Annotated in this window: 23 protein-coding genes; 9 read left to right on the top strand and 14 right to left on the bottom strand. The window is 58.7% G+C overall.

Translation table 11 applies throughout. From position 1 onward, the window contains the following. Window positions 1-2: 2 nt before the first annotated feature. The 3 genes from IRY30_RS03210 to IRY30_RS03200 all read right to left on the bottom strand — a co-directional run bounded on the left by IRY30_RS03210 (window position 3) and on the right by IRY30_RS03200 (window position 1,369). Window positions 3-698, bottom strand: a complete 696-nt coding sequence (locus IRY30_RS03210; protein WP_194555936.1) for a response regulator transcription factor — start codon at window positions 696-698, stop codon at window positions 3-5. A 213-nt stretch (window positions 699-911) separates the two neighbouring features. Then, window positions 912-1,082 (bottom strand): 50S ribosomal protein L32, encoded by a 171-nt coding sequence (gene rpmF / locus IRY30_RS03205; protein WP_194555935.1) that lies wholly within the window; start codon window positions 1,080-1,082, stop codon window positions 912-914. A gap of 17 nt (window positions 1,083-1,099) precedes the next feature. Continuing rightward, window positions 1,100-1,369: a type B 50S ribosomal protein L31 gene (locus tag IRY30_RS03200; protein WP_194555934.1), complete on the bottom strand. Its 270-nt coding sequence runs from the start codon at window positions 1,367-1,369 to the stop codon at window positions 1,100-1,102. Window positions 1,370-1,827: 458 nt separating this feature from the next. Here IRY30_RS03200 and rpmB point away from each other — a divergent pair, with 458 nt between their 5' ends. From rpmB to rpsR, 4 genes are read left to right on the top strand one after another with little or no spacing between them, the layout of a single operon-like run. After that, window positions 1,828-2,064 carry a 50S ribosomal protein L28 gene (rpmB, locus tag IRY30_RS03195; protein WP_194555933.1) on the top strand — a complete coding sequence of 79 codons (237 nt, stop codon included), beginning with the start codon at window positions 1,828-1,830 and terminating at the stop codon, window positions 2,062-2,064. 2 nt (window positions 2,065-2,066) lie between these two features. Beyond that, complete coding sequence (gene rpmG / locus IRY30_RS03190) at window positions 2,067-2,231, top strand: 50S ribosomal protein L33 (RefSeq protein ID WP_194555932.1); 165 nt, start codon at window positions 2,067-2,069, stop codon at window positions 2,229-2,231. Between the two features lie 3 nt (window positions 2,232-2,234). Continuing rightward, on the top strand, window positions 2,235-2,540 hold the full coding sequence (gene rpsN, locus IRY30_RS03185; protein WP_194555931.1) for a 30S ribosomal protein S14: 306 nt from the start codon (window positions 2,235-2,237) through the stop codon (window positions 2,538-2,540). A 15-nt stretch (window positions 2,541-2,555) separates the two neighbouring features. Further along, window positions 2,556-2,810, top strand: coding sequence for a 30S ribosomal protein S18 (gene rpsR, locus IRY30_RS03180; RefSeq protein WP_194555930.1), 255 nt, complete (start codon window positions 2,556-2,558; stop codon window positions 2,808-2,810). Between the two features lie 169 nt (window positions 2,811-2,979). On the opposite strand, the gene IRY30_RS03175 is transcribed toward rpsR, so the two are convergent. Beyond that, on the bottom strand, window positions 2,980-3,489 hold the full coding sequence (locus tag IRY30_RS03175; protein ID WP_228502524.1) for a GNAT family N-acetyltransferase: 510 nt from the start codon (window positions 3,487-3,489) through the stop codon (window positions 2,980-2,982). Next, window positions 3,490-4,281: a hypothetical protein gene (locus IRY30_RS03170; protein ID WP_194555929.1), complete on the bottom strand. Its 792-nt coding sequence runs from the start codon at window positions 4,279-4,281 to the stop codon at window positions 3,490-3,492. A 159-nt stretch (window positions 4,282-4,440) separates the two neighbouring features. On the opposite strand from IRY30_RS03170, the gene IRY30_RS03165 reads away from it, so the two are divergent. The 3 genes from IRY30_RS03165 to IRY30_RS03155 all read left to right on the top strand — a co-directional run bounded on the left by IRY30_RS03165 (window position 4,441) and on the right by IRY30_RS03155 (window position 7,066). Continuing rightward, window positions 4,441-5,256 carry an RDD family protein gene (locus tag IRY30_RS03165; RefSeq protein ID WP_194555928.1) on the top strand — a complete coding sequence of 272 codons (816 nt, stop codon included), beginning with the start codon at window positions 4,441-4,443 and terminating at the stop codon, window positions 5,254-5,256. Between the two features lie 128 nt (window positions 5,257-5,384). After that, complete coding sequence (locus tag IRY30_RS03160) at window positions 5,385-6,329, top strand: AEC family transporter (RefSeq protein ID WP_194555927.1); 945 nt, start codon at window positions 5,385-5,387, stop codon at window positions 6,327-6,329. A 92-nt stretch (window positions 6,330-6,421) separates the two neighbouring features. Next, the gene (locus tag IRY30_RS03155; protein ID WP_194555926.1) at window positions 6,422-7,066 is read left to right on the top strand and encodes a TM2 domain-containing protein; all 645 of its coding nucleotides are present in this window, start codon (window positions 6,422-6,424) and stop codon (window positions 7,064-7,066) included. Window positions 7,067-7,188: 122 nt separating this feature from the next. On the opposite strand, the gene IRY30_RS03150 is transcribed toward IRY30_RS03155, so the two are convergent. From IRY30_RS03150 to IRY30_RS03125, 6 genes are all read right to left on the bottom strand, one after another. Then, window positions 7,189-8,379 carry an acetyl-CoA C-acetyltransferase gene (locus IRY30_RS03150; RefSeq protein ID WP_194555925.1) on the bottom strand — a complete coding sequence of 397 codons (1,191 nt, stop codon included), beginning with the start codon at window positions 8,377-8,379 and terminating at the stop codon, window positions 7,189-7,191. 146 nt (window positions 8,380-8,525) lie between these two features. After that, window positions 8,526-9,458, bottom strand: a complete 933-nt coding sequence (locus IRY30_RS03145) for a hypothetical protein (protein WP_194555924.1) — start codon at window positions 9,456-9,458, stop codon at window positions 8,526-8,528. Further along, window positions 9,436-10,509, bottom strand: coding sequence for a hypothetical protein (locus IRY30_RS03140; RefSeq protein ID WP_194555923.1), 1,074 nt, complete (start codon window positions 10,507-10,509; stop codon window positions 9,436-9,438). The genes IRY30_RS03145 and IRY30_RS03140 overlap by 23 nt, the downstream gene beginning before the upstream one ends. 78 nt (window positions 10,510-10,587) lie before the next feature. Continuing rightward, on the bottom strand, window positions 10,588-12,180 hold the full coding sequence (gene purH, locus IRY30_RS03135) for a bifunctional phosphoribosylaminoimidazolecarboxamide formyltransferase/IMP cyclohydrolase (protein ID WP_194555922.1): 1,593 nt from the start codon (window positions 12,178-12,180) through the stop codon (window positions 10,588-10,590). Continuing rightward, a complete protein-coding gene (purN, locus tag IRY30_RS03130) occupies window positions 12,177-12,773 on the bottom strand; it encodes a phosphoribosylglycinamide formyltransferase (RefSeq protein ID WP_194555921.1) in 597 nt (198 codons plus the stop codon). The genes purH and purN overlap by 4 nt, the downstream gene beginning before the upstream one ends. Then, window positions 12,770-14,500, bottom strand: coding sequence for a cell division protein PerM (locus tag IRY30_RS03125; protein ID WP_194555920.1), 1,731 nt, complete (start codon window positions 14,498-14,500; stop codon window positions 12,770-12,772). Before IRY30_RS03125 ends, purN begins: the two co-directional genes overlap by 4 nt. A 432-nt stretch (window positions 14,501-14,932) precedes the next feature. On the opposite strand from IRY30_RS03125, the gene IRY30_RS03120 reads away from it, so the two are divergent. Beyond that, window positions 14,933-15,679: a M23 family metallopeptidase gene (locus IRY30_RS03120; protein ID WP_194555919.1), complete on the top strand. Its 747-nt coding sequence runs from the start codon at window positions 14,933-14,935 to the stop codon at window positions 15,677-15,679. A gap of 82 nt (window positions 15,680-15,761) precedes the next feature. Here IRY30_RS03120 and IRY30_RS03115 read toward each other — a convergent pair whose 3' ends face one another. Continuing rightward, on the bottom strand, window positions 15,762-18,455 hold the full coding sequence (locus IRY30_RS03115) for a UvrD-helicase domain-containing protein (protein ID WP_194555918.1): 2,694 nt from the start codon (window positions 18,453-18,455) through the stop codon (window positions 15,762-15,764). A gap of 164 nt (window positions 18,456-18,619) precedes the next feature. Here IRY30_RS03115 and IRY30_RS03110 point away from each other — a divergent pair, with 164 nt between their 5' ends. Continuing rightward, entirely contained in the window at window positions 18,620-18,919 is a 300-nt protein-coding gene (locus IRY30_RS03110; RefSeq protein WP_194555917.1) for a chorismate mutase, read from the top strand. A 101-nt stretch (window positions 18,920-19,020) separates the two neighbouring features. Here IRY30_RS03110 and IRY30_RS03105 read toward each other — a convergent pair whose 3' ends face one another. Further along, window positions 19,021-19,863: a S1 family peptidase gene (locus tag IRY30_RS03105; RefSeq protein WP_194555916.1), complete on the bottom strand. Its 843-nt coding sequence runs from the start codon at window positions 19,861-19,863 to the stop codon at window positions 19,021-19,023. 193 nt (window positions 19,864-20,056) lie between these two features. Beyond that, window positions 20,057-21,334, bottom strand: coding sequence for a phosphatase PAP2 family protein (locus IRY30_RS03100; protein ID WP_374708566.1), 1,278 nt, complete (start codon window positions 21,332-21,334; stop codon window positions 20,057-20,059). Window positions 21,335-21,450: the final 116 nt, after the last annotated feature.

Raw genomic sequence — 21,450 nt, 5'->3', positions numbered from 1 at the left:
GACTATGGAGCGCTTTCCCGGAGAACATAGCCCACACCGCGGACGGTGTGGATCAAACGAACGTCATTATGTTCTTCCGTTTTACGACGCAAATAACCGATATAAACCTCCAGCGCATTTCCAGAGGTAGGGAAATCCTGGCCCCACACTTCCTCCAGAATATTGATGCGGGAAAGCACCTTGCGGGGGTTGGCAAGCAGCAGTTCCAGAAGTGCGAATTCCGTACGGGTCAAACTGATGGGCTGACCGGCGCGGGTTACTTCACGCGTTTCCGGATTGAGGGATAGATCCTCAAATCGCATTGGCTCAACTTCCGCACCCTCCGAAATAGCTGGGCGCGCAGCACGGCGGATCAGCGAGCGGGTACGCGCCAGCAACTCCTCCAACGCGAAGGGCTTCTGCAGATAATCATCGGCACCCGCATCCAAACCTGCCACGCGCTCGGATACGGAATCGCGCGCGGTGAGAATGAGGATCGGCAGATCATCTCCCTTGCTGCGCAGCTCACGGCAAACTTCTAAGCCATCCTTGCGAGGCACCATCACATCCAGGATCGCAATGTCCGGAATATCCTGGTGCAGCTTTTGGATGGCCTGCTCACCGTCTTCAGCGAGCACTACCGTGTATCCGTTAAACATCAGGGAGCGTCGCAAGGACTCACGAACGGCCTGATCGTCATCGGCAATAAGAATCTTCATGGCTCTATTGTGCACCTATCGCGGAAAGATAATGCATTAAGTCCCACTTGTTTTGCAATACTTATACTAAATGCATTGAATTCTTGGGAATCTCTTATTTTTAAACGCCATTATTTAGATACATAAACCTATATAAAATGACATAGAAACAATATAAAAATAACGCCACCTCGAAGTGAGGCGGCGTTAAAATTGTGAAGATTGAGAGAAGGGTTACTTCTCCAGGTCGATCAGACCAAGCTGAGCGGCCTTGACCAAACGGCGAGGAATCTGAGCTTCCACACCGTTGATCTTCACGGTCTGGAGGGCGACATTGTCAGCCTTCCACTGTGAACGACGAGCGTGCGTGTTTGCGCGGGACAGACGGCGCTTTGGAACTGCCATTGTTTTCTACCCTCCCTTTACTGAGTGTTCTTCTTGCGGCGGGACACAGCGCCGTAACGACGTTGGAACTTCTCCACACGACCTGCGGTGTCCATGACGCGCTGAGCGCCAGTCCAGAATGGGTGAGACTCGCTGGTCACGTCAACGACGATCAACGGGTACTCGTTGCCATCCTCCCACTCAACCGTGCGCGAAGAGCTAGCGGTAGAGCGAGTGAGGAAGCTGTGGCCGGTGCTTGCATCCTTGAATACCACTGGGTGGTAGTCAGGGTGGATTTCCTTCTTCATACTTCTTATTCCCTAAGGTGGTTACATCAGTCCGGTTCCGAAGCGGTGAGCGGTAGTTAAAGTCCTGTGAAGAACCGAAACTTTCCCGCCCGGCACGGATCGTGACTGAGTTGGGTTGGAAACGTACAACTCGGAGCATCTTACAGACCTTTGCGGAGAATTTAAAATCACGCCCGCTCCCCCGGTTCGCAAGCTTTGCTCGGCAGTTCGGAGAGCGTGATTGGCGGGGCTCCCACGAGCACATCGAATTGTCCGTGATTGCCCCTGCGTGAGTTGAGATTTGGCGAGACCTGAGGAAATTAGGTATTCCGCATTGCGCACGGTAGGGTTATCGCTTGCTGTTGTCTATGTAAACGTCATCGCCACGCAGCTCGCTCTTCGGTATGCCCACTCGGCCTGTCTAACCGGCTGGACATTCCCTTAAGGGCCCATGAGTTGCGAGGCGGAAGGAGAAACCCATGTCGGCATTTTGCCAGGTCACGGGACGCAAGCCGAGCTTCGGCAAGACTGTGTCCCACTCGCACCGCCGCACGAGCCGTCGCTGGAACCCAAATATCCAGCGTCGTTCGTTCTACTTGCCCTCTGAAGGCCGTTCTATCACCTTGAACGTGTCTACCAAGGGCATCAAGACCATTGACCGTGACGGCATCGAGTCTGTCGTTGCCAAGATCCGCGCCCGTGGGGAGAAGATCTAAGAATGGCACGTAATGATATCCGCCCAATCATCAAGCTGAAGTCTACGGCTGGCACTGGTTACACCTATGTCACCCGCAAGAACAAGCGCAACAACCCGGATCGCATGACCATGAAGAAGTACGATCCGGTAGTCCGCAAGCACGTCGAATTCCGCGAGGAGCGATAATCTATGGCTAAGAAGTCCAAGATCGCTAAGAACGAGCAGCGCAAGGAAATCGTCGCCCGCTACGCGGAGCGTCGCGCTGAGCTCAAGTCCATCATCAAGAACCCGAACACCTCTGACGAGGATCGCATGGAAGCACAGTGGGAGCTGAACCGTCAGCCTCGCGATGCGGCATCCGTACGCGTTCGCAACCGCGATGCAGCCGATGGCCGCCCACGCGGTTACCTGCGCAAGTTCGGCCTGTCCCGTGTCCGCGTCCGCGAGATGGCTCACCGCGGTGAGCTTCCCGGCGTTCGTAAGTCGAGCTGGTAAGGAAGCGTTTGCATCATGAAAGCACGTAGCACCAACCACAAGAAGGCACGGCTCGAGCAGTCCCGTCGCCCAAAGAAGAACCCTCTCAAGGCCGAAGGCATTGAGACGGTTGACTACAAGAACTACGCTCTGCTGCGTAAGTTCATCTCCGACCGCGGAAAGATCCGTTCTCGCCGCGTCACCGGTCTGACTCCTAAGCAGCAGCGCGAGGTTGCATCTGCAATCAAGAACGCTCGTGAAATGGCTTTGCTGCCATACAACGCTCGCTAAACCTTTAGCGATTAGCTTTCAGCAGCAGCTCTAGACGTTTCACAGACACTTTCAAGGCCCGCTCCCCTCTCCTGGGGATGCGGGCCTTGACTGCTTTCTACTTAAACATTCGTGCGGGCGCGGGCACTTCCAAGCCCCCACGCTCCAAACCCCCACCCCCAGCCCCTAGCTAGATCCCGAACGCGTCCGCGTACTTCACCTGACCCGCGGGCATCGGCTCCTGAGACAGCTCCAACACCATGAACGCACCCTCGTCCACCTCAAACGGAAGAGTCACCCGCGGATCTACGTGGAACCCAAAGCGTGGGTAATAGTTCGGATGCCCCAGCACGGTCATGAACTTCTCGCCTTGGCGCTGAGCTGCGGCAATGACGGCGTCGATACACAAAGAACCCACGCCCTCCCCCTGCAGATCCGGCGGCACGGAACAGGGAGCCAAACACAGCGCCGGGGTCTGACCGATGTGGCATCGGGTTGCCAAGGCGTGGCCCACGATCCGACCATCCAGCTCAGCTACCCACGAGAGCCCCTTGATCCAGCCCTCATCCTGGCGCAGAGCGTCCACCAAGGTGGCTTCATCCTCGCGCTCAAAGGCCGCGGCGGTGAGCGCATGGACGGCCTCGTGATCCGCAGGAATCTCTGGCCGGATCACCAACTCCGGCTTCTCGCTCGCATCCAACTACTGTGCCTCTGAGATGCGCTGTGCTTGAGCCGTGGCCAACTTGGAGAACTCCTCAGCAGACAGCGACGTAGTGGAGGCGATGGTGAAATGCGCACCCCGCACAGAGCCGGTGAGAACGTAGAGAGTCTCCCCGTCGACAGTTTCCTCTTCGCCCTTTACCTTGCTGAACACGAGTTTTGTTTGCGTGGCAGAGAGCACGTCCGCGCCATCGGCCTTGATGTCCGCTGGGCTGATCTCATACTTCTTCTCGGTGGGGAAATACTCGTTGTTGCTGATCTTTGTGGCAGTTGCGCACTCGGACGCATCCTTGGGGTACTGGCTGGGATCTGCCGGCTCGGTGCTGAGCATGACCTGGATGCCTTCGTCTTCATTCGACGTGCTGGTGTAGTGAGCCACCGCGGTAGTTTCCGATGGCCGAGACAGCCAATCCAAGAATGTAGCTCCATCCACGATCGCACCGGCGCACTGAGCAGGCTCCACCACTGGCACGTCCTCGGGACCAGTTTCTCCCATGAGGTCATCCAACGATCCCTGCGATTCCTGACTAGGCGGCTCATAACTGTAACCCTCCGGCGCATCCTCCCCATTCACGATCAGCGCAGCAGGCACAACACCGGCAGGCAGAGGCTCCTGATTGACCTCTTGCTGGGCTGGTTCGTTTTCTTTTTCCGACGCCACCTCGTTCCCCTCAGGGGCCTCATTTCCACAGGCTGCGAGAAGGGTGAGGGCGGATGCGCACGCTGCTGCGCCGAGAGCGCGACGAATGCGGGAGTTGTGAGTTTTCATCATGGATGCACACTTTATCTGCATTGAACGAAGAATTGAGTGGAGGGTGATTAATTTTCTCAATCTCCGACTTTCTTCTTGTGGTTATACTCAGTGGGGCACGACGCGTAAACCGAGGAATGCTCGGGGTATCTCAAATGCATGCGAATAAAAGGAGCAGCTGTGAGCAATAATTACCCAAACTTCCCCAATTCCGGAGATAACTTCAATGGTGGCCAGCCCGGGTCTAACCCACAAGATGGATACGGTCAGCAGGACGCCTACGGCCAACAGGATGCCTATGGCCAGCAGGATGCTTATGGCCAGCAGGACGCCTACGGCCAACAGGATGCCTATGGCCAGCAGGATGCTTATGGCCAGCAGGACGCCTACGGTCAGCACAATGCCTATGGTCAGCAGAACGTGCAGGGTCAGCAGGACGCGCAAACCCCGGGCTACCAGCCTTTCCCAGGTCAGAATGACCTAGACGGCCGTCAGTTTGCCGCTGGCCGACCCGGCCCAGGCAAGCGTCTCCTCGGGTTGCTGGTGGACAGCATTCTGTTCGGGATAGTTCTGTCGATCATTGCGTGGCTCCTCTTCGGTCAAGAACTATCCCGATTCTTCAATGCCACCATGAACGCTTCCAGCAATGGAGTTGCTCCAGAGGAGCCGACCGGAGCATTGCTCGCCACCGGACTAATCGGGCTCGTGCTGTGGATGGCCTACCGCGCCATCATGGAAGTTACCCAGGGTGGATCTGTGGGAAAGAAGGTTATTGGTGCTCGCGTCACCATGGCTGATGGCTCCCCAATTACTTATGGCGCTTCCCTCGTCCGTAACTCCTGGTATGTGATCAGCAGTGTTGTGGGAATGATTCCGGGAATCGGTTCTTTCCTCAACCTGATTGTCATGATTGCAGTGGGTGTCACCATTGGCCGCTCCTCAGAAAAGCAGAGCTTCTCTGATAAGTGGGCGAAGGCAATTGTCGTAGACAAGTAATTCGCAGACCTTCGGGTCTCATTGAGGGCCAAGCGCATTCCCGCGCTTGGCCCTTTTGCTTTTCGCTAATCCCCTGGGTAACCGATGCATGTGAAGGCAGGGCACTCCCCTGTGGCTATCCTGTAGGAATGCTAGACGTCCTCTCCGGCTTTGCCATCGTCATCATCGTGATGGGTCTCGGATTTTTCGTAGGACGACAGCGACTACTGGGGCCAAACGCCGTGTACACCCTGAACATGTACGTGTTCTGGATTGCGTTGCCCATGCTGCTCATCGATTTTCTCTCTTCGGCAGAGCTCAATCAGCTGTTCGGGACCAATTTCTTGGTGGTCGCACTGAGCACCCTGGGAGCTGGCTCCTTGGGTTACTTCAGCTATCGCCTGTTGACCCGTCAATCCGCGTCTGACGGCCTGATCGCCATGCTCGCCAGCTCTTATTGCAATGCGACCCACCTGGGCATCCCTCTCATGGTTCACTTGGTGGGCGATCCCACGGCCACTCTGCCCGTGGTCATGTTCCAGGTGGGTTTCTACGGTCCGCTATCCGTCCTGCTTTTGGATATGAGCTCGGGCGAGAGAGCCTCCCGGGGAATAGTGCGGGAATTAATGCTGTCCATTCTTCGCAACCCGTTGATTATTGGCGCGGTGTCCGGCATCGTCTTCGCACTCGCGCAAGAGAAAAAAGGATGGGTATTGCCCGAACTCATCGCGGAACCAGTGCATATGATCGCATCTTCCACGGTGGCTGTGGCCCTCGTTGCTTTCGGCATGTCTATGGCCGACGTCAAAGTGCTGCAGAAAGATAAATCCCCCATTGGGGCAGTTTTCTTCGCCTCGCTGATCAAGACAATTGTGCATCCCGCTCTGGCGTGGATTTTGGGTGCACTGGTGTTTGGTGCGAGTGGTGATCTGCTCCTCGCGATGATTCTCATCGCCGCACTGCCGACCGGGCAAAATGTATTCACCTATGCGCAGAGGTTCGATGTGAACACGGTTCTGGCTCGAGATACCGTGGTTATTTCCACTGCCTTGGCACTGCCGACAATGGCTGTCATTTCGCTACTCCTCGGCTAAAACCCCACTTTGTTTCTCGCCCAACTGTATGCTCAATTCGGTTTAGTTCAGACTCCCCGAAGAAAATTAGCGACAGGACAAACGGCACCCGCATGAGCAATTCACACGGATTCGGCAACACCCCGGATCATGGAGATAACACCGGATCTTCCGAGCAATTCGGAACCCCTGAGTACGGTCAGCCGGAATCCGATTCCAGCCAGTACGGCCAGTCTGATTATGGCCAGTCAAGCTACGGACAGTCCGACTACGGCCAGTCAAGCTACGGACAGCAGCAGTACGGACAGACCGACTACAGCCAGTCCAGCTATGGCCAGCAGCAGCAATACGCACAGGACAACCAGCAGTTCGCTGGGCAAAGCCAGTTCGCCCAGCCACAGGCTCAGCAAAATGGCGCTATCCAGCCATACGCCGCGCAGCCCGCGGGCAACGGAATGTATGGCTCCGGCGCACAACAGCTGCAGTACACGCCCTTCGTTCCGGGCAAGTCCAAGGTCGCCGCAGCTCTGCTGGCGTTCTTCCTGGGAACCCTGGGAGTTCACAACTTCTACCTGGGTTACAACACCCGCGGAATCATCCAGCTGGTGCTCACCATTCTGGGTTGGTTCACCGCGATCTTCATCGTTGGTCTTTTTATCGCGGGTGCAGTCGGCCTTTGGGCCTTCGTGGAATTCATCATGATTCTCGTGGGCGCGGGCGGTTATAACCGCACTGCGCAGGGAGCTCCAGTTAACTAAGTTCTCCCCATCGTGGGCTGACACAGCCCACGTTCTTCACCACAAAAAAAGCGGTTGTCCGGGCATCCAAACCCGCACAACCGCTTTTTGTCTGCCCTTAACCAGGCAGACTATTCACTCGCTTATGCCCAGAGGAGCAGGGCATCGCCCTGGCCGCCGCCGCCGCAGAGAGAGACAGCGGTTTTGCCGCCGTTGCGTCGAGCCAATTCGTAGGCCGCATGAACCACCAAGCGCGCACCCGAGGCGCCGATTGGGTGACCCAAGGAGATGCCGCCACCGTGCAGGTTGGTCTTCTCTAGGGGGTAACCCAGATCCTTGGCGGACTGAGCGACCACCGCTGCGAAGGCCTCGTTGATCTCCACGAAGTCCAAATCCTCCACGGACCAGCCGGACTTCTCCAGAGCCGCGGTAATGGCCTGGGAAGGCTGGGAGATCAAGGAGGTATCCGGACCAGCGGTCTGACCGTACTCGCCGAGAGTTGCCAGGATCTCCAGACCGTTATCCTCCGCGTACTGGCGTGAGGTCAAGACCACAGCAGCCGCGCCATCGGTGATCTGCGAAGAGGAGGCCGCGGTAACCGTGCCATCCTTGACGAAAGCTGGGCGCAGCTTGCTCAAGCCTTCGACTGTGGTGCCGGGGCGGATGCCTTCATCGGTATCCACCGTGATGGTTTCCTTGCGGGTCTTCACCTCCACGGGAGCGATCTCCTCAGCAAAAATGCCCTCCTTGGTGGCAGCCTCTGCGCGCTGGTGGGACTGAGCGGAGATTTCGTCCTGCTCTTCGCGGGTCAGTCCTGCCTCGGCAGCGTGGCCATCGGTCTCGAAGCCCATGGAGGTGCCATTGATGGGATCGGTGAGGCCATCGCGCTCCAAGGTGTCGGTGAGGTTGAGGGAGCCGAAGCCCTTACCTGCACGTACGCCCGATGCCACGTGTGGAGCGTTGGACATGGACTCTTGACCGCCGGCTACAACAACCTCGGCATCGCCCAAGCGGATGAGGCGGGAGGCGTTGATGATCGCGTCCAAGCCAGAAAGACAGACCTTGTTGATGGTCAGCGCGGGCACGCTGATAGGCACGCCGGCCTGAACAGCGGCCTGCTTGGCTGGGTTCTGACCGGAGCCAGCCTGCACAACCTGGCCCATGAGAACGTAATCAACGGTGTCGGTGGCAACCTTTGCGCGCTCCAACGCGTTCTTGATGACATGCGCGCCGAGATCAACAGCACTAAGGGAGGAGAGGGATCCCAGCAAGCGACCCTGTGGGGTGCGCGCTGCACCAACGATTACGACATCCTGTGGTTTAGCTTCGGTCATGATTCATTGCCCCTTCGTGGTCAATTACTCGGCCGTGCGTAGAACGGCACTTAAGAGATAACTACGCGTCTCTCCCATCAGTTATACAAGCTCTCCGGTTTTTGGGCACCAATAACCATCCCCAGGAGCGAGCATTTCGCTGAGAGCTAACATTTCGCCGGGGGAAGATCCGCCAGACGAGTCTGCAGCGCTGCGCTGAGGCTATTGAGTTGGCTCTGCGCTGATTCATGACTGCCGTCCGTGGACTTGGCGCCGATCGCCACAGCCGCATACTTCCCGCCGCCTGTGGGTACCAGCCCAAACTGGCGCACATCGTAGCTCCCGGATTCATCCGGTCCCCATCCACCTTTGAAGATGGCTCCGGGGATTTGCCCCAGACCGTATGCCTGGCCTGGTTCGATTTTTTCCATCGCCGCCAGCACGTTCTCCCCGCCCTTTAAACAGCGCAAGTTCGACGCCAGATCTGCCTGCTCCTGAAATGTCCATTGGCTCTGCCCATAGGGGCTGAAGCCTGGGCGGCTAGCAACGCGGGAGACAGCAATTGGGGAATCCCCTTCCGCTAAGACAGCCTCCGTGGCGGCGGCTGCTTGCTCTGGAGTGCCCAGCGAGTTCCACAGTTGTTCTGCTGCTGCGTTGTCCGAGGCACTGATCGCAGCGGAGATCCACTGGGGTTGTGCCGTCCCGGCGCGCTCCGCCGCGATTGCGATAGGAACTTTGATGGTGGACCAGGCAGGGATGGTGATGTCCCCGGCCTCGCCTATTCCCGCGATACCAATGGCGGTTCCCGGCAAGAGCATTTCTTTCAGGGCCTTGGCGTCCAGCGGCCCGCTGGCGGAGCCACCGCCTTGCCCGGTGGCCGGATCATTCGCAGATCCCTGCGGCCCACGGGTGGGTTGAGGTTTGGCATCATCCGATGCGGAAGCTTCCGCGGGCTGCGAGTCGGATGATTGCTCGGACACATCCCCGATGGTGCAGCCAGACACCATGAGCGCCACGGCGGTAACTACTGCAGCCACCGAGGTGGGCTTGGCAACCACACGAGTGACAGCTGGGTGTTTAAGAGATATAAACGACAGCATTATTGCCACCCGTGCACGTGATGAATTGCTTATTGTCCTTGCAGGTCATGGTGTACGTCATGGTGGTCACCGGGCTGTAAACCTGCAACGTGGCATTAGTCTGCTGAGTGTTGAGGTAGTTCTCCACGAACACATCGCGAGTAGCCAAGGCGAACGGAGCCGTGGTGATGGTGGTGCCGCGATACACGTTGTTGAAATCTCCAGCAGGGCTGTTGCTCTCTGCTGCAGAATTGGCTGGGATAGCACCGTTGGGAAGAGCCGGGAATTGCGGGCGCGCGGCCTCTGATTCCGAAGAACTCGGAGCAGTCGAACTGGTTGAGCTATCGGGATTCTGCCCGGTAGTCTGCCCTGGATCCTGCGTGGAAGTGGCTGAAGGAGAAGCTGAATCTTCCTCATTATTGCCGAACCAACCGCTGAACCAGCCAATTGTTCCCACGGCCAAGATAATGGCGAGGATGGCAGCCACCAGAGCAAAGATCAATCCCTTATCGGACTTCTTGGCTGGCTCTTCTTTCCAACCTTGAGCGTTCCCCGGTTGCCCGTTGCCGAACTGCTGCTGTGGATATTGAGATTGCGCATACTGCTGTTGGCCATACTGAGGATGGCCGTTGCCTGCCTGGGTGAACCAGGCCTGGCCATATCCACCTTGAACGCCGCGAGGTTGGGAGTACTCCGGCTGCCCATACTCAGGCTGGCCATACGCGGGCTGACCATACGGAGACTGCTCGAATCCCGGCCGACCACCCTGCGGCTCGTTGTACTGTGGCCCGTTGTTCTGCGGCCCGTTCTGGGGCCGGTTGTACTGGGGCGGACTTGGCTGAGGTGCGCTTGGCTGAGTCGAGTTTGGCTTATGCGGCCCATTCCCAGCTGACTCACCCGAAGACTGCGCGAACTGTGAACGCTCAAGCCCCGGCTGCGTGTCATCCTGTGAAGGGCGGCGCGGAGGTTCCTGCGAACCCTGCTGCCAGCTATTGGGAAATTGCTCCCCTCGCGGTTGCTGCCGTGAGGGTTGAGCTTTCCAATTGCCTTGTGGGTCTTGCGGGTTATTCACCAAGTCAGATCTTTCTCGCGAGAGGATCCACCGAGCGCCGGATCCATATCTCCATCACCTTAGTCCGCAGCTCCAGATTTAGTGCGCGAAGTGGCGCTCTCCGGTGAGATACATGGTCACGCCTGCCTTATTTGCAGCCTCGATAACCTCTGCATCGCGCACGGATCCACCCGGCTGAACCACAGCGCGCACGCCCGCATTGGCAAGCACTTCAAAACCATCAGCAAACGGGAAGAATGCATCGGAGGCGGCCACAGCACCAGCGGATCGGCGTTCCTCGCCAGCCAAGCTATTGGCGCGTTCCACGGCCAGCTTCGCGGCGTCCACGCGGTTGACCTGTCCCATGCCCACACCCACGGTGGCACCCTCGCGGGCCAGCAGAATGGCATTGGACTTCACCGCTCGCACCGAGCGCCAGGCGAACTCCAGCTCGGCCAGAGTCGCCTCATCCGCTGCTTCCCCAGCTGCAAGTGTCCAGTTGGAGGGTTGGTCACCCTTGGCGTCGATAACATCACGCTGCTGAACTAACAGGCCACCGGAAATCTCCCGGCCTTCCACGCACGCAGCGGAATCCGAGGAGGGGGCTTCGGCCTGCAGGATGCGGATGTTCTTCTTCTTGCTGAGGATGTCCACCGCGCCATCTTCGTAACCAGGGGCCACGATGACCTCGGTGAAGATCTCCGCGACCTGCTTGGCCATCTCCACGGATACTTCGCGGTTCACGGCAATCACGCCGCCGAAGGCGGACATGGGGTCACACGCATGGGCCAGCTGGTGGGCCTCGGCGATGGAGTTATCGGATACCGCGATGCCACAAGGGTTCGCGTGCTTGATGATGGCCACGCACGGACGCTGGTGATCCCAGGCTGCGCGCCAGGCGGCGTCGGAATCCGTGTAGTTGTTGTAGCTCATCTCCTTGCCGTGGAACTGTTGCGCCCCGGCCAGGCCCTTTTCGGAACCAGCCGTGGAGTACAGCGCGGCTGCCTGATGCGGGTTTTCGCCATAACGCAGAACGTTGAGGCGCTGGTGGCTCTCGCCGATCCAGGAAGGGAAGGTCTCGCCCTCTTCCAGCACGGACTCGCCCATCCAGTTAGCCACGGCCACGTCATAGGCCGCGGTGTGGCGGAAAGCCTCGGTTGCCAGTTTGGTGCGCTCGGCGCGGGTGAATCCACCGCCCTTGGCTGCCTCGATCACGTCGGTGTAGGAGGAAGGATCCACCACCACGGCCACGGATGGGTGGTTCTTCGCCGCGGCGCGCACCATGGATGGCCCGCCGATATCGATCTGCTCCACGCACTCATCAAAGGAGGCTCCGGAAGCCACGGTCTGGGTGAATGGGTAAAGGTTCACCACCACCAGCTCAAATGCCTCCACCTCGAGCTGCTTCAGCTGCTCCAGGTGATCCGGCTTGCGAGTATCCGCCAAAATCCCGGCGTGCACGCGAGGGTGCAGGGTTTTCACGCGACCTTCCAGCACCTCTGGGAAACCGGTGAGGGTTTCCACCTCGGTCACGGGAACTCCAGCCGCAGCAATCTTGGAGGCGGTGGAGCCTGTGGAGACGATGCTCACCCCTGCCTCGTGCAGGCCCTGGGCCAGCTGCTCCAACCCGGTTTTGTCATACACACTGATCAGTGCGCGCCGGATATTCTTGCGACCGTTGTTCTCGTTCATGCTGGCGTGATCCTCGCTTTTCGTCCGTCAACCGTGATGCCGTGTTGCGCAATGCGCGTGAGCACATCGACCAGCAGTTTTCTTTCCACTGTTTTGATGCGCTCGTGAAGTGATTCCGGGGTGTCGTTGAGCTCCACCGCAACGGCCTCTTGGGCCAAGATGGGGCCGGTATCCACGCCACTATCCACTATATGAACAGTAGACCCCGTCACTCGCACACCGTAATTTACTGCGTCCTCCACCGCATGTGCGCCGGGGAACGAGGGCAGCAAAGCGGGGTGGGTATTGATAATCCGCCCGTTGAAGAGCTCCACCACCTCTGCACCGAGGATGCGCATGAACCCCGCGCTGACCACAATGTCCGGCGAGAAAGCCGCGATGGTCTCCCCCAGCTCCTTGTTCCATTGCACTCGGTCCGTCTGGCCCGGCTGGTATTCCACACAGAAATGCTCAATCCCCGCAGCTTCTGCCCGTTCCAGCGCCGCGCATTGCCGGTCCGCCCCCACAGCCACGATCTCCACACTGCCCGGCGCGTTATCAATCACCGATTGCAGCAACGTCCCCGCCCCGGATGCCAGCATTACTACCCTCATGCGTGCTCCTCCCCTTCTTCGTTGTTCTTCTTCTTTTCTTCCGACGCCACCTCTGACTCGTCAGCCGAAGCCTCTTCTTCTACCTCAGGCTCTTCCGGTTGTGCTGGGTGGGTTGGGTTGTCTGGGGTTGTTTCAGATTCTGGCTTATCCGCAGTTTCACTCGCCGTGGCTGCTTCATCGCCCTGGGTTTCGTTCTCTGCCACGGGCTCCGCAACTGATTCCTCGGCCGATTCCGCATCTACTTCTGGTTCAGCATCGGACTTTGCATCTGCTTCGACATCAGACTCGGCTTCAGCATCAGTCTCGGTCTGCGCCTCCACCTGAGACTCTGCACTGGAGGCGGCTGCCGGCTCATACTCAACGATGTCTTCAGTAACCGTCGATCCAGCCCGAGATGCATAAACCATGAACACCAGCGCAGGGAGCATCAACCACGCGGCAGCTTCAGCAGCGAACAACCACTCCAATGCCCCTGCGCTGCCGTAGACTCCCAGCTCTCCGCCACCCAGCCATGCCAAGCAATAACCCAGCAAGGCCGCTGCCGCTCCAGCCCCCACTGCCATTGCGACTGGCGATTCAATAAACCCGCGCGACTTCACAAACCGGTGCACAATCACCACAGCCAGCACCGCGGTGATGGCCAAATAGAATGGCCCACCCGGCAATGGGTGATGCGGGATGGCCGCGAAAATGGGCAGCGGCGGCAGATTGATGTTGGTGGTGGCGAACAAGGAGGTGGCACCATCACCCACATGGAATTCTCCGCCCAGGAGGACTGCCATCCCACCAATAGCAATATTGGGGAGATAGAGCAGCGCCAGCAAGGTCAGCCCAATTGCCCCGCTAAGGCTGTTGGTAATGGAATAGGTATCCGCAAGCCCGGACAGGTTGGTCAGTGCATAAACCACGGCTGCCAAAAGCCCAGCCAGGGTCATCCATTTCAGGAATGCTCCTGCCAGCCGGAAAGCCTCCACTGGCCAGGTAGACAGATCTCTGCGGAGAAGCAATGCCCGCCAAATGCGCGGGCGCAGCCCAATGACCACCGCAGCACCGTTGACCAGCAACGTCGAAATAAGAGCCGCGGCCAAGTTGGGAGCCGCGAGGTCGAACACCCGCGAGGCGTCCCAAATCATCAACCAGGCAATCACCGTGAGCAACAGAGGAATCAGGAGACTCAGGAGGATAAAGACTCTGAGGCCACGGACGCTCACACTCGTGCCCAGGATCTTTGTCGCTCGGCGAGACATCGCGAACACGAACAGCATTGCGGGAGCCAGGGGCAGGAATCCCAGGTGCGCACCGGTCATGTTGAGCGAACCCAGGTTCAAGACCATCCACAGCGAGCCGATAGCAGCGGGTCCGCGGCTAAATCCAGCGCCGATACCAATGATCACTGCGCAGGCCACAATGATGCCCACCGTGACTCCGTAGTTGATCAGCAATGGAATGCCGAAGCGCTTCACATGTGGCTTCCACAATGCCCAGCGTGTAGCCCACGCGCCTTGAGGGGCGGCCTTTTCCGTGGCAACCCGTGCGGTTGCGGAAGCCATCTTGCTTTGTTTGCCGTGGGACTCATCCACGAACCGCTGCTGCGCCGAAGCTGCTTGAGTAGTGCCCGCCTTCGCCGCCCGCGCGCGTCGAGCTTCCGAAACTGAACGCGTGCCTTTATTCCGCCGGGATGAAGATCGACGGGCCTTTGGTCGCTGAGCATCGGATGGATTATTCACACGAACCATTGTGCACTGCACCCGGGACAAGACATAGATGTGACTCGCAGCCATGTCTGCTTAGCGTTACTTTCCCTTGATCTCCGGCGGTTAGAATGCTCGGTTTTCGCTGTCGGAAAACCGGCAGATCGAAACCCTCAAGTGCCACTTGAACCCCAGTTTGGACACTTTTTTATGTGAGAGAACCCCAGTGACGCACGTCTCAGGAACGCTTATTTTCGGGTATCGACCAGCTAAAACACGGATCCAATGCAGAGTGGCCCGGCGAACCACACAGATGCACTTCATAACGTTCCGTTATTTTTTCTCGTTTAGCTTGCCCAAAACGTTACAAAACATTAGTGTTACATCTCGTTGATAACGAAGTGGTTACAATTTTCAGGCGAATCCCTCGCCGAGGTAACGACGACCGAATTGAAAAGGTTTCTAAACATGCAGAAGATTGCTGAAGTTCGCAAGGTGGGTGCTCACCGCAAGCTCGACAACTCCGCCAAGCGTCGCATGGCTATGGTTGCTGTTGCTGCCTCTGCCGTCACCACCGCCGGTGCGGCTGGCGCTACCGCCGGCACTCAGCAGGCTGAAGCCGAGGACATCAACCTCGCTTCTAACACCACTCTCCTGGCACAGGGTCCTGCAGGAACCGCGGGTTCCGCAGAGGCTCCAGTTGCAGAAACCCCACAGATCCTTGAGGTGCCACAGAGCACCCCACTCCCCGAGCTGTCCTCTCAGTTGGACTCCGCACTGCGCTTCGCACAGGCACGCGTTGAGGCCGACCTCGCAGCTCGCGCTCCACTCGCAGCCCTCCCAGCTATAGGCTCCTACACCTCCCCATTCGCGATGCGCTGGGGTTCCATGCACAACGGCATCGACCTCGCTAACGGCATCGGCACCCCGATCCTGGCTGTCATGGATGGCACCGTCATCGATTCCGGCCCAGCTTCCGGTTTCGGCAACTGGATCCGCATCCGCCACGCAGACGGCGCTGTCTCCGTGTACGGCCACATGTCCACCCTGGACGTTGCAGTTGGTCAGCACGTCACCGCTGGCCAGAAGATCGCCGGCATGGGCAGCGAAGGCTTCTCCACCGGTTCCCACCTGCACTTCGAGATCCACCCAGATGGCAACACCCCAGTGGATCCAATCCCTTGGCTGCAGCAGCGCGGAATTAACATTTCCTAGTACAGGAATTCAGTGCGCAGTCTTTTGCGCACCATGAAGAAAGGCCCCCAGCAATCGCCGGGGGCCTTTCTTCATGTGCTGACTAGAGCTTTTCCATGGGTAGTCCACCCACCAACATCAATCGGACGGTTCCCGATCCGCCAAAATCGATCATCGCAGTGGCATGAGTTCCCACGCGGTCCACAGACTTCACCGTGCCCAAGCCGTACTTATCATGATTCACGCGGTCACCCACTGCCAGATCCAATGGCTTTCCACCACGCCCGGTGGAACCGGAGCTCTGCGCACTCGCCGCTGGCTTCTTCGCTGGACGGCCACCATTGCGGAACATCGGGGTGGAATCGTACCCACCGCCGGATCCGTAACCGGAGCCATAGCTTCCCGAGCCCCCGTAGGTACCGGAACTGCCAAAGCCTCCGGAGCTGCCGTAACTCCCCGATCCACCGAAACTGCCAGAGCCAGCAAAGGTGGGCTCTTCACGGATCCACTCCCACAGTTCTTCCGGAACCTCGGAGAGGAAGCGGGACGGTGGATTGTTCACCGCCTGTCCCCATCCTGAGCGCGTCACAGCGCGGCAGATGAACAACCTCTGCTTGGCTCGAGTGATTCCTACATAAGCTAGGCGTCGTTCCTCGGAAAGTTCCACGGGATCACTCAACGCACGCATGTGCGGGAACTGCCCGTCTTCCCAACCGGCGAGGAACACCACGGGGAATTCCAATCCCTTGGCCGTGTGCAGGGTCATCAGCGTGATCATGTCCTGGCTCTCGGCGGGGACCTGATCCGCATCGGCCACCAGGCTCACGCGCTCCAGAAAAGCCTGGAGGCTACCCAGTGGGGCCTCGCCTTCACTGAGGAGCGCATCGATCTCCTGCTGCTCTGACTCGGCATCCCCACCGGGCATGTCCTGATAGGCCTTGAGATTGGCCGATTCCTGGCTGAACTCGTGGCCCACGGCCACCATTTCGTTCAGGTTATCCAGCCGTGTGCCATCCTGGGGATCGTTGGATTTCTCCAGGATCTCGCGATAACCGGACATATCCAGCACGGCATTGACGATCTTGCCCACATCCGGCAGTTCCAGACTATTGCCATCTGAGGTGGTCATCACCGCGGTTGACATTTCCTTGCGCAGATTAGCCAGCAACTCGAGGAAACCAGCGATGGCGTTCTTGCCACGGGCGGAGAGCTGCGCCACCTTGCCCTCGGCTGCATCCTCCAGAGCCTTTGCCCAGGGGATCTCCAGATTCTCCGCGTGCACCGAAACCTGCGCCAGCGCCCGGTCCCCGATTCCTCGGCGTGGGGTGTTGATGATGCGACGCAAAGCCACCGTGTCATCCGGATTGTCCAAGACCTTGAGGTAGGCAACCACATCGCGGATTTCCTTGCGCTCATAGAAACGCGTGCCACCCACCACCTTGTACGGCAATCCACTGCGCACCAGCACATCTTCCAGCGCGCGCGAAGCGTTGTTGGTGCGGTACATGATGGCGATATCCCGGTGGCGAAAACCATCGTTGTCCACCAGATCATCGATCTGTTCGGCAATGAAGCGCGCCTCATCGTGCTCGTTATCCGCCACATACCCGCCGATGAGCTCGCCATCGCCCAAATCAGTCCACAGCTTCTTCGGGTGGCGGCCTTGATTCCTGTCAATCACGGCATTCGCCGCGGTGAGGATGGTCTGGGTGGAGCGATAATTCTGCTCCAGCAAGATGGTTCGCGCTTCGGGATAGTCCCGCTCAAACTCCTCGATATTGCGAATCGTGGCGCCACGGAAGGCATAGATGGACTGGTCGGCATCGCCCACCACGCAGAGTTCTGCCATGTTCGGCCCCTTGCCCACCAGCGCGCTGACCAGCTCGTACTGGGCATGGTTGGTGTCCTGGTACTCATCAACCATGACGTGACGGAAGCGGCGTCGATAATGCTCAGTCACCTCGGGGCTACGGCGCAGAATCGCCACGACTTCCCCGATGATGTCATCGAAATCCACCGCGTTCGCCCCGCGCAGGCGCTGCTGATAATCCCGGTACAGTGCGGCGATCTTCTCCCGGTGGACGTTGTGGCTGGTTTTCGCGTCCTGCATGGCCTCATCGGGGCCCACCAGCTCATTCTTCCAATTGCTGATCACGCTCAGCGTGCCGCGCGGGCTGAATTCCTTGATGTCCAGGTCATGATCCTTGATCACCAACGTGATCAACCGCTTTGAATCATCCGAGTCATAGATGGTGAAATTCGAGTTCAGACCCTCGGCCAGGTGCGCGTTAGCACGCAGAATCCGCACGCACGTGGAGTGGAACGTGGAGACCCACATCCGCTCGGCCTGCGGCCCCACCAGATCCATCACCCGCTCGCGCATTTCTGCAGCGGCCTTATTAGTAAAGGTGATGGCGAGGATTTCCCACGGCGCCACACCCTGCTGCAGCAGGTAAGCAATGCGCCTGGTCAGCACGCTGGTTTTACCCGAGCCCGCGCCCGCCACGATCAGCAGCGGCGACCCCCGGTGCTTCACCGCTTCCTCCTGCTGCGGGTTGAGCCCAGCAAGCAGCTCGGATCCCCCCGTATTCAGTGGGGTCGCTGGCCTTTTTTCTCGACGCCCAACTGGCAACACCACCGCGGAATCCCGCGTGCTTACGCTGCTGATGAGCTGCTCGTAGCCCTCCGGAGGTAGATCCTCTTCTGGAGGTGGTGGCACGTCATCAGCTGGTTCCTCCGGCAAGGGGAGATCCGCGAAATCCGAAAAAAGGTCTGGCTGATCCTCGGGGTTTCGCATAATCTCCTCTGTCTTTCTCTCACAAGTGGCCGGTGGATAATCGGACCAAGCCCCAAGGCTACATTCTGCACAAGACAACACTGCAACTGATTGCGCTCGATTGGTCCAGAATCAGTCCGTGCGTTCGAGAAAACCAGAGCGGAATTCGCCGTATGATCATCTACATGACTGAAGGCAACTTTGACATCCGTATGCCCTCTGGGACGGATGATCCCCTCTCCGATGCGGAAATCCAGACCTACCGGGAGGAAATCAACCGGCTGGATGACGTGATCCGGGAGTCAATTCACCGGCGCACAGAAGTCTCTCGAGCGATCGGGAAAACCCGCTTGACCTCGGGTGGAACCAAGCTGGTGCACACGCGCGAGGTGGCGATTATTAATCAGTTCCGCGAGGAGTTCGGCACTGAGGGCGTGCAGATTGCCAAGGCGCTGCTGCAGCTTGGGCGCGGGCGCTTGGGTTAGTTATCTGCGTTATTAGATGCGTAATGGCCGGTTGCGGGGATTCCCCACAGCCGGCCATTTCGTCGTAAAGCTAGGTAAAACTGGATACTGCTGGACGTGACTTATGCGAGGCGGAAGCCTGCACCCACTCCACCGTTGGCATCAAGGCTCTTGGCGATCTCATTCCACTGGGTGCCCACCACTGGCGCGTGGAAGGGGCCTTGCAATGGGGTGGTGCAGCTAGGAATACCTGCGAGACCACCGCTGACAAGCGCAACCAGCCGGCCGTCTTGGTAGACGGGTCCGCCGGAGTCACCATGGGAAGCGCAGATGTGGGCCACGATGTCCTGCTCGAACGGAGCGATGTAGGTGCCACAGCTGGTGCCGGTAGAAATGCCGGTCTTACAGATCTGGCTGAGCTGGGCCGGCAAAGCACCGCCCAGGGAATTGATGCGTGCTGCGCCGTAGTTCCTGGTGATCTGCACGTTGGGGTTGAGCTTGATCACGCCATAATCTAGGTTACCGGAGCGAACGAACGTGCCGATGCGGCCAGAATCAAACGCATCTCCAGACACCACTGCATCGCCGGGGTTGCCACAGTGCCCCGCGGTGATGGCCACCTTGTTGCCGAACTTATCGAATCCCGCCACGCCAACGGTGCACACGCTATCATCTGCCAGCAAGATCGGGGTGGATGGGCCGACCAGCACGGTGGGGCGAATCTGCTCTTGCTCTGGAGGAGGCGTTGGTGAGGTGAAGTAGTGGCCGGGCACGCGGTGTGGACCGGGAGCGCCGGTGATGGTGAGGAATCCATCCAGTGCCTCTTCCGGTGAGGACATCGCTACCTGCGCTTCAGCCTCAGGGACGGCAACTGCGGTGCCCGCAGCGAGTGTCAGTGCGCATCCCACGGCAGCGAAGAATCGCTTCCCGGTTGAACCCGCAGTGCTTCGGAAAAGTGATCGCATAGAAATTCCTCAAGATAGTCGCCGTGACTGGCGCCGGGCTCGGTTCACACCGCACTCCCATGGGGTCGCCAGAATTTCTACAGTTTAGCGGTTTCACATCTGTCACACTAGATTTTTCTGGTCACATTTTGGCTACAAGAAAACCCGCAGCCGTGTGCGCTGCGGGTTTAATAGTTTTGAAGCTTGAAACTTTTTAGCAGACGCTCACGGAGCCGTCCGCGTTCACGGTCACGGTGGCTGCCAGAGCAGCAGCCAGGTTTACGCGCTGCCACGATCCGCGTGCGCTCTGATCATCCAGAGGAGAACCCGCAGGAATTGCGGTCTGACGAATCACAGAGGCGCGCTGATCGTAGTTGAGGTTGGGGTGGCGGGATAGCAGCAGGTCCGGCGCAGCCTGTGGAACGATCATCGGTGCGTTGGTGTTGTAGACCGGCTTGAACCCGTAGGTCATGCGCTGGGTGTACTCGGATACAGCCTCGCTGGTGGAGCGGTAAGGCTGATCTTCAGCCACGGCCTGTGCGAGCGGCTTGCCGGTGCGCCATTCCAGTTCGGCCTTGATTTCCTGCCCCATCTGGCGAATCGCATCGCGCATGTGCAGATCGTTCCAGCGATCGGCGGCAGCAGCGGTGCCCATCATGCGCCCACCCATGACATCCAGCGGGTAGTGCACGCCCATGACTGTGCGGTTGTAACCAGCTTCGGATCCGCGAGCTGCCAGCTGTGGCGCGAGCTCAGGTACTGCGAGTCCCAGTAGGGTGGTCACCCACGTGGCCTGGTTCGTGTGGCCGGATGGGAACGCCTTGGAGTCTCCGTAGAACTCGTTGACTCCGTCTTCGTAGCGGTTGATCCGGTCAGGAGCGACCACGAATGGACGGTCATAGCCGTAGACTTCCTTCTCCACGAAGGTGGCAGATGCTGGCCCGCCGGCACGCGCGGCGTAGCCGTTGCCCAGGAGGAAGTTGGTCTTAGGCAGGCGATTTTCTGCCAGAGCCTGGCGGAAATGCCCGCCCAGTTCTGCACCCATGGAATCCGAGAGAACCTCCAGCAGTCCGCCCTTGTCCGCAGCTGCATCCCTCTGCGCCCGAGCGATCAAATCCGGATTGTTCGCAGCTTCGTTATTGGTGCGAACGGTGGTTTCCAAGTTCTGTGCCATGGTGTCCGGGTGGTTGGCCTGCAGATCCCGGAAGCCATCAACCACATCGAGGTACACGCCGTACTGGTAAGAGCTGATGTCAGAGATGTATCCGCCTAGGTAGTCCGGCCCGAATGGCTGCGGGTTGGGAGCACCGGGGTGCAGCACGGGAGCTGGGTAGCCGGGAATGGTTTCCGCACCGGCGATAGCTGGCAAGGTCACGCGCCCGAGGCCATCGAGCACATCGGCCTGAGCCGGGGTGACGGTTCCGAAAGTTACTGCGGCGGCTGCCAGCACAGAGGTGGTAGCGATCAGCTTATTTGAGGTGCGGCGGCGCAAAGAGTTCACGAGCTAACTTTCTGGGTAAAGGGAGGGCAATCCCACAGGAGCCCTCCAGCATTATTCAATCTTTAGTTAATCTCGTTTATCTTCCCACGCTCCGCACCTGCTCGCAG

Origin of the sequence: Corynebacterium suicordis DSM 45110 (genome assembly GCF_015351405.1) — a bacterium.
GTDB lineage: Bacteria > Actinomycetota > Actinomycetes > Mycobacteriales > Mycobacteriaceae > Corynebacterium > Corynebacterium suicordis.
Note: the sequence above shows the minus strand (reverse complement) of the source record. Positions and strands in the feature narration are given on the sequence as shown.